6 protein-coding genes and 1 pseudogene are annotated in these 7,314 nt (G+C 40.0%); 2 read left to right on the top strand and 5 right to left on the bottom strand.

Annotated elements, in window-relative coordinates; translation table 11 throughout:
* The 5 genes and pseudogenes from FFR48_RS23515 to FFR48_RS23495 all read right to left on the bottom strand — a co-directional run.
* Nucleotides 1–286, bottom strand: a pseudogene (locus tag FFR48_RS23515) (hypothetical protein); the annotation flags it as partial.
* 14 nt (nt 287–300) lie between these two features.
* The gene (gene lipA, locus FFR48_RS23510; RefSeq protein WP_137669035.1) at nt 301–1,197 is read right to left on the bottom strand and encodes a lipoyl synthase; all 897 of its coding nucleotides are present in this window, start codon (nt 1,195–1,197) and stop codon (nt 301–303) included.
* A gap of 525 nt (nt 1,198–1,722) precedes the next feature.
* Nucleotides 1,723–2,046 (bottom strand): Grx4 family monothiol glutaredoxin, encoded by a 324-nt coding sequence (gene grxD / locus FFR48_RS23505; protein ID WP_137669037.1) that lies wholly within the window; start codon nt 2,044–2,046, stop codon nt 1,723–1,725.
* A gap of 240 nt (nt 2,047–2,286) precedes the next feature.
* Nucleotides 2,287–2,523: a BolA family protein gene (locus FFR48_RS23500; protein ID WP_137669034.1), complete on the bottom strand. Its 237-nt coding sequence runs from the start codon at nt 2,521–2,523 to the stop codon at nt 2,287–2,289.
* Nucleotides 2,524–2,877: 354 nt separating this feature from the next.
* Complete coding sequence (locus FFR48_RS23495) at nt 2,878–3,426, bottom strand: hypothetical protein (RefSeq protein ID WP_137669033.1); 549 nt, start codon at nt 3,424–3,426, stop codon at nt 2,878–2,880.
* Between the two features lie 170 nt (nt 3,427–3,596).
* Here FFR48_RS23495 and FFR48_RS23490 point away from each other — a divergent pair, with 170 nt between their 5' ends.
* Nucleotides 3,597–5,702, top strand: a complete 2,106-nt coding sequence (locus FFR48_RS23490; RefSeq protein ID WP_137669036.1) for a S8 family serine peptidase — start codon at nt 3,597–3,599, stop codon at nt 5,700–5,702.
* Between the two features lie 535 nt (nt 5,703–6,237).
* Entirely contained in the window at nt 6,238–7,170 is a 933-nt protein-coding gene (locus FFR48_RS23485; protein WP_137669032.1) for a cobalamin-binding protein, read from the top strand.
* Nucleotides 7,171–7,314: the final 144 nt, after the last annotated feature.

Genomic DNA, 7,314 nt, shown 5'->3' with positions numbered 1-7,314 from the left:
GTTGGCGTGGTAGGTGTGTAGTGGTGCTGAGACGATGACGGTTGAGTCTTGGTAGTCGAGCTGAGTGGTTATTATATGGTGGCTGGGGTACGGGAGACTGAGTCTGAGTAAGTGTGCGTGAGCGATAGCGCGCGGGTGACGGAAGACAGGGGACGGGGGAGTGGGGTCTGGGGACGGGCGACTGGGGACTGGTGACTGGGGACTGGGGACTGGCGACTGGGGACTGGGGACTGGTGACTGGGGACTGGGGACTGGTGACTGGGTAATCAATTTTATGTTTTACCAATTACCAATTACCAATTACCAATCACCAGCATGATAAGAACTCCGCACCAGAGGACTAGAACGAACATGACTAAAGCCCATGTCCTGGGCTATTTTCCCCAGTTCATCAAATTCTGCTGGTGTCCAATATTTTTGTACTGGGAGATGTTCCAAAGAAGGGCGCATGTATTGACCGAGTGTGATGCGATCGCAACCCACAGCCCGCAGATCCGCCATTGTTTCAATTATTTCTTCCTTAGTTTCCCCATGTCCCAACATTAAACCGGACTTAGTGGGTATACTGGCATCAATTTCTTTCACTGTTGCTAACACTGCCAGAGAGCGATCGTATTTTGCACCTCGTCGCACCGGACCTGTTAACCTGCGAACCGTCTCCACATTATGATTATAACAAGCCGGTTGAGCATTCACAATCATAGCTATCCTGTGCTTTTGACCAGTTTCACCCACACCCGCACCACCCCAAAAATCTGGTGTGAGAACCTCAATTTGCGTTGCTGGGTTCATTTGGCGAATTGTTGCCATAGTCTTGACAAAATGACCTGCACCCCCATCAGCTAAATCATCACGGGCAACAGCAGTCAGTACCACATAGCTCAATCCTAACAAATGTACAGATTCTGCTACCTTTTGCGGTTCTTCCTCGTCTACGGGCATTGGTGCGTGACCTTTATCTACTTGACAAAAAGCACAAGACCTAGTGCAAGTCGGACCCATGAGTAAAAAAGTTGCCGTTTTTTGGGCGTAGCATTCCCCCCGGTTGGGACAGCGGCCTTCTTCACAAATAGTATGAATTTGACGCTGCTTAATAATACGTTGTACCGTCGAAATTTCACTGGCTTTACCAATAGAACGGCGTAACCAGCTAGGCATGGCAGCAATTTCTGGTTTGAGTTCTTGTGCAGAATTCATATAATCCGTTGATGAACTTGAGAATATAAAAAATCACTGGGAAATAAGTAAAGCTACCAATAGCTTACAAACCATTGTTTACAAGGCAAGCAGCAATTTGAAAATTTACTTCCGATTTCCTTACAGCTTTGGCAATTATACGGAAATATACTCTCCCCCAATTTACGCAAATCTTATATATATTATCTGTGAAGGGAAGACCTGGAAGACACGGAGGGAAAGTAGACAAGGAAGATTTAATACGCACAATGGTATTTTGACGGACTGTTCTGGTGACCAAGAGAATCTGATTTTGTACGGTTTTCCTCCCTTGTTCACTGTCCTTCCAAGTCATCCTTGTCTTGCCCTCACGACAATGTAAAATAAGCTGTTACACAGCTAAATTGTATAATCCTAATATTCTGAACTCTTGTTTAACAGGCAAGATGCCTGTTCCACTTATACAAATTAAATGCACAACAGCTTACCTACCCTTGTGAGATATCCCCATCTCCCCATCTATCTTCCCAGTCCACAGTCCCCAATTTATGAAGCTAGTGCTACTTCTACTTTTTCCTGTAATTCACCTTTTTGATACATTTCATACAAAATATCAGAACCGCCTAAAAATTCACCATTAATGTAAATTTGGGGAATTGTTGGCCACTCAGAATATTCTTTAATGCCTTGACGGACTTCATAATCAGAAAGCACATCAAAAGTCTCAAAGGGAACGCCCAAAGCATTGAAAATCTGCACCGCATTGTTAGAAAAACCACATTGGGGCATTAATTTAGTTCCCTTCATGAAAACCATGATTTTATTGTTGTTGATCAAGTTATCAATTTTTTCTTTAACTTCCGGTGTCATTGTTGTTAGTTCCTTTTTGCGGAGATTCAAAATTCCAAGGTTCATTCAATTTTAGATTCATTTATTAGATTGATTTATTAGATTGATTTATTAGATTGATTTATAGATTTTGATTAGATTGCAATTTTTTCATTTTCATGTAATTTATTCAATCCAAAATCCAAAATCCAAAATCCAAAATCCAAAATCCAAAATCCAAAATCCAAAATCTAAAATCTAAAATCTAAAATCTAAAATTAGTCAAGCTTCGGGAGTAGATGTTTTCAAAGCCAAGGCATGAATCGCTTCAGTTGACATCGCTTGCTTCAACGCACCATAAACCATCTGGTGTTGTTGTACAAGTCCCTTACCTGCAAACTGTGATGAAACGACAGTCACCTGATAGTGATCCCCACCACCTGTTAAGTCTTGCACCTCAACTTGTGCATCTGGCAGTTCTGCCTTAATCATGTCCTCAACTTGCTGTGGAGTAATCATCCCAATTCCTGAAAAAAACTTACTTCTCTATTATTATCAGGGAATAGGTGACAGGTGACAGGTGACAGGTGACAGTTAAGAGGCAGGGGAGCAGGGCTCACAGGGGTAGGTTTTTAATATTATCTGTTGAGGCAGGACCACCGAAGACAAGGAGGTATTGTAGACAAGGAAGATTTTATACAAAACAAGGTCTGTTTAGCCTCATTTTTTGTTGTCAAATATACACTATTGTTACGTATTTCCTCCCTTGTCACCTTGTCTGCCTTGTCCTCCAAGTCTTGCCCTCACGACAATGTAAAATACCTACCCTTGTGAGGGGGAGCAGGGGAAGTTAATAACACAATCAACTATCAACTATTTTCTGGGATAAGCGGTATCAACAAAACCTAATTCAAACAGTTGTTGATAAGCTTTTTTACCTAATTCCCGTGTGGGGTTTTGACTCTTAATAATTTGAATCAATAATGGTACTGCTAATTCTGGCTGATTTAAAGCTCGATGTACTAGTGCTAATTGATAGGTTGCTTCGTCGCGTTTTTGGGCAGTTTCCAGGGCTTTTTTGCGTTGAGAATCAGATACTCTGATGTCAATACCGGAAAAACTGGCATTTAAATCTTGGTAAAAATTAGATAGCTGATTATAAAGTTGGCGTGCTTCTTGGAGTTTTTTAGCAGCTAGGGTGTAGTTTTGACCGGAAACAGCTTGTTCTGCCTCTTTCATCAGGCGATCGCCACCTGCCATACTCAATAAGCTATTATTTTGGCTGTTGGGACGCAGGGTATTAGGTTCATTACCATCAATAGGTTGTGCTTGGTTATCGGGTAGCTGTATTACTTGAGCCTGTACAGGTGATAGCAGACTAAGAATTGCAATAAGTGATAAAGAAGTAGCAGTAAGGTTCATGGGGTCAAATACTGTAACAAGTCTATAAAAAATTTATGGAAACTTTGGGTATCTTAACTCGGTTTGTGCTTGAGATACAGCAAAATTAGATCACAACTTTCTCTGATGTAGACTGGACATCAGTTGAATAGAGTTCCTGTAACCCTGCATATTCAGTCAAGTATTCCATGATGAGCGATCGCCTTAATTCCTCTAATTCTCAAACTACAGGTGTACCCACAAGCAGCCAAGGAGTTGTTTTACAACGTGGTGGAGAAGAATTGATTTTAGAAAAAGTTTGGGAACGCTTTACCATCCGTCCGACAGCCAAACTTTCTCCTGAACAATTATCTCAGGTTTCTTGGGGCATTTGGCGGCGCACTATCCCCAGAGCCAAATTAGAAGTATTCACCGTTGAACCTAGCCAGTTAGACGCGGCCATGTCCCAAGCAAGGGCTGATGAAAAGGTAGCTTTTGCTAGTCATGTTTACAAGTTTAAAGATAATCCAGGTACTTATGTTTATTTAAGTGACCAAATCACAATTCAATTTGCGACTTGGGTGGACTCTGCCAAAATTAATACTATAGCTGCCACATATAGCTTAATGGAAAATCAATCAGTTCCAGGGCTACCTAATACATTTATTTTTCTTGTTAGCAAACAAGCCACAAAAAATCCCATTAAAATTACCAACCAATTGCAAGCACTTCCAGAAGTTTTAGCTGCCGAACCAAATATTTTTATTCAACAAGAACCACATTATAAACCTAGTGATTCTCTCTATTCTCAGCAATGGTATCTTAACCATAATAGCGGTAATCAGTTAGGAATAGGTTCTCATATTTCTGTAGAACAAGCTTGGGATATTACTCGCGGTGTGCGTTCTGTGGTGGTTGCAGTTGTGGATGATTCTTTTGATTTAAATCATCCAGATTTTCAAGGTTTGGGTAAAGTTATTGCTCCTAGAGATTTGAAAGAAAATGATTTTTTACCTTTACCTGGAGAACAAGAAACCAGTCACGGTACTGCTTGTGCAGGAATAGCTGTAGCCGAAGAAAATGGTCAAGGAATTGTTGGTGTTGCTCCTGGTTGTGCTTTAATGCCAATTCGCACCACGGGATATTTAGATGATGAATCTATTGAAGATATATTTAATTGGGCAATTAATCACGGTGCTAGTGTAATTTCTTGTAGTTGGGGAGCTTCTGCTGTTTATTTTCCTTTATCTTTGCGTCAAAAGGCGGCTATTACCCGCGCTGCTACTCAAGGAAGAAATGGTAAAGGATGTGTAATTGTTTTTGCCGCTGGTAATGCTAATCGTCCCATTGATGGCACTATCAATGAGCAAAATTGGCCAAAGAATATTTTACAAGGTAAAACAGCTTGGTTAAGTGGTTTTGCAGTTCATCCAGATGTAATTGCGGTTTCTGCGTCTACGAGTTTAAATAAAAAAGCAGCTTATAGTAATTGGGGTGAAAATATTTCTGTTTGCGCTCCTAGTAATAATGCTCCTCCAGGAATGTGGTTTCAAGAAACTGGTTTTGTTTACACACAACCAACCATAAATACTTCTCTTCTTGGTTTGGGAATGTTTACTACAGATCAACTCGGAGCAGCTGGTTATAATCCTGGAAATTTTACTAATAATTTTGGTGGTACTTCTAGTGCAACTCCTGTAGTCGCTGGAATAGCAGCTTTAATTTTATCAGTTAATCCTGATTTAACGGCTCAACAAGTTAACCGTATTTTACAAGAAACCACTGATAAAATTGTTGATCCAGAACCTGACCCACAATTAGGTTTGCGGGGTGGAACTTATGATAGTAATGGTCATTGTATTTGGTTTGGTTATGGTAAAGTTAATGCTGCTAAATCTGTACGTGTAGCGCAACAGTTGAGTAAAGTGACATCAAGTGTTAACAAACAACTACAAGGTGAGAATAAAAATATAGTGGCAATTCCTGATAATGATAAAAGGGGAATTAGGAGTATAATTACTGTGAATGAAAATGTCACTGTTGCAGATATTCAAGTAACGGTGAATATTACTCATGAATTTTTAGGAGATTTAGAAATTTATTTAATTTCTCCTAATAATCAACAAGTGTTGTTACAAAGTCGGACATTGGGAAAACAAACTCAGTTAGAAAGGACTTATAGTGTGCGATCGCATCCTGTCCTTAAACAATTACTTTCCATCTCTGCTAGGGGCAATTGGCAATTACAAGTTATTGATAATTCACCTCCAGATGTGGGTCAATTGAATATTTGGGAATTAATCATAGGATATGCGTAATAATGCAACCCAAAAATCAATTTCTCATCCATATAAACCCAATAAAAAATATTCGGTTTTAACCGACTTTAGCTATCCCGGATTTCTCACTAGAGGAAAAAATAATTGATGAAAAGCCAGAGCAAAACTTTGTAGGGGCGAAGCATTGGGGTGATACCTATCGCTGAAACTAGTTCATATTCTGTCCGAATGCTATACGCCCTTAAGATTAATGAATCGGTGTTCTAGATAAGAACAAGCAAAATTTACTCAAACTTTATATACCTGTATATACCTGTGCGCCTTTTCATCGCCTTTCCTGATTGTCGCAAATGGGCGCTAAATAAAAATGCTAACATCCTCAAGATAGATATCTTATTTCTGGAAGTATGCAAAAATAAAAGTAGCAACAAGTGTAAAAAAAATTGAAACCGTTTTTTATTCTTGACTACTGACTGCTGTAAGGGTTTAGCAGTGCTAAACCCCTACTCCTGTAACTCCTGTACTCCTGTAACTCCTGTACTCCTGTAACTCCTATCCCCAGGAGGTAATACTTATGATAGATACAGATATAAAAATTGTTTCTTTAATTCCTAGTGCGACGGAAATTGCTGCTACTCTGGGTTTGCAAAATGCTATAGTTGGGCGATCGCATGAATGTGATTATCCCCCAGAAATTTCCCATCTTCCAGTTTGCACACAAGCACGGTTAAATGGTAAAGCTCCTAGCAATAGCATTCATGATCAAGTAAACAAAATAGTACAATCTGCTTTGAGTATTTACAACATCAAATTAGATGTTTTAGAGAAATTGCAACCTACCCATATTCTTACTCAAGCTCAATGTGATGTCTCTGCAGTCAGTTTACCAGAAGTAGAGAAAGCTGTCACCCAACTTACCCACAGTTCACCACAGATTATCTCTTTACAGCCCAACACACTGCGGGATGTGTGGGGTGACATTGAGAGAATAGGTCAAACCTTTGGAGTAGATTCAGTAAAAATACTTGAAAATTTAGAAGCCAGAGTTAAAATTTGTAACCGAAAAATTCAAGGACTGTCTGTAGCAGAAATGCCTACAGTTGCTTGTATCGAGTGGACTGATCCGGTGATGACGGCTGCAAATTGGATACCTGAGTTAGTTAATTTGGCAGGTGGACAAACCTTGTTTAGTGTTACGGGTAAACCTTCTGCTCTCATCAACTGGGAAACCTTGGTTGCTACTAACCCCGATGTAATTATTTTTATGCCCCGCGGCTTTAATTTACAACGGACTCAACAAGAAGCGAAATTATTAACTCAGCGTCCAGAGTGGGAAAAACTGCACGCTGTTAAAACTGGCAGAGTTTTCATCACTGATGGTAATGCTTATTTTAACCGACCTGGACCGCGTTTAGTTGATTCTGTGGAAATATTGGCAGAAATATTGCACCCAGAAATATTTGATTATGGTTATCAAGGTACTGGGTGGCAAACTTTACACAACTAAGAAGAGTATTTAAGAGCAAATAGGGGTTGCTGAGAAAGTCTTTCCGTGAGGGCATAGGAGTCAGGAGTCAGGAGTCAGGAGTCAGGAGTCAGGAGGAGATTTGAAAATTTCTTTGCCATCTCTTGAAATCCCAAAAAATGCACA

This window comes from Sphaerospermopsis reniformis, assembly GCF_005402885.1.
In the GTDB taxonomy this organism is placed as follows: Bacteria; Cyanobacteriota; Cyanobacteriia; order Cyanobacteriales; family Nostocaceae; genus Sphaerospermopsis; species Sphaerospermopsis kisseleviana.
Note: the sequence above shows the minus strand (reverse complement) of the source record. Positions and strands in the feature narration are given on the sequence as shown.

What these genes read in the sequence shown, in the direction of transcription:
- lipA (WP_137669035.1), bottom strand. Translation starts at nt 1,197, where the DNA reads ATGAATTCTGCACAAGAACTCAAACCAGAAATTGCTGCCATGCCTAGC.
- grxD (WP_137669037.1), bottom strand. Translation starts at nt 2,046, where the DNA reads ATGACACCGGAAGTTAAAGAAAAAATTGATAACTTGATCAACAACAAT.
- FFR48_RS23495 (WP_137669033.1), bottom strand. Translation starts at nt 3,426, where the DNA reads ATGAACCTTACTGCTACTTCTTTATCACTTATTGCAATTCTTAGTCTG.
- FFR48_RS23490 (WP_137669036.1), top strand. Translation starts at nt 3,597, where the DNA reads ATGAGCGATCGCCTTAATTCCTCTAATTCTCAAACTACAGGTGTACCC.
- FFR48_RS23500 (WP_137669034.1), bottom strand. Translation starts at nt 2,523, where the DNA reads ATGATTACTCCACAGCAAGTTGAGGACATGATTAAGGCAGAACTGCCA.
- FFR48_RS23485 (WP_137669032.1), top strand. Translation starts at nt 6,238, where the DNA reads ATGATAGATACAGATATAAAAATTGTTTCTTTAATTCCTAGTGCGACG.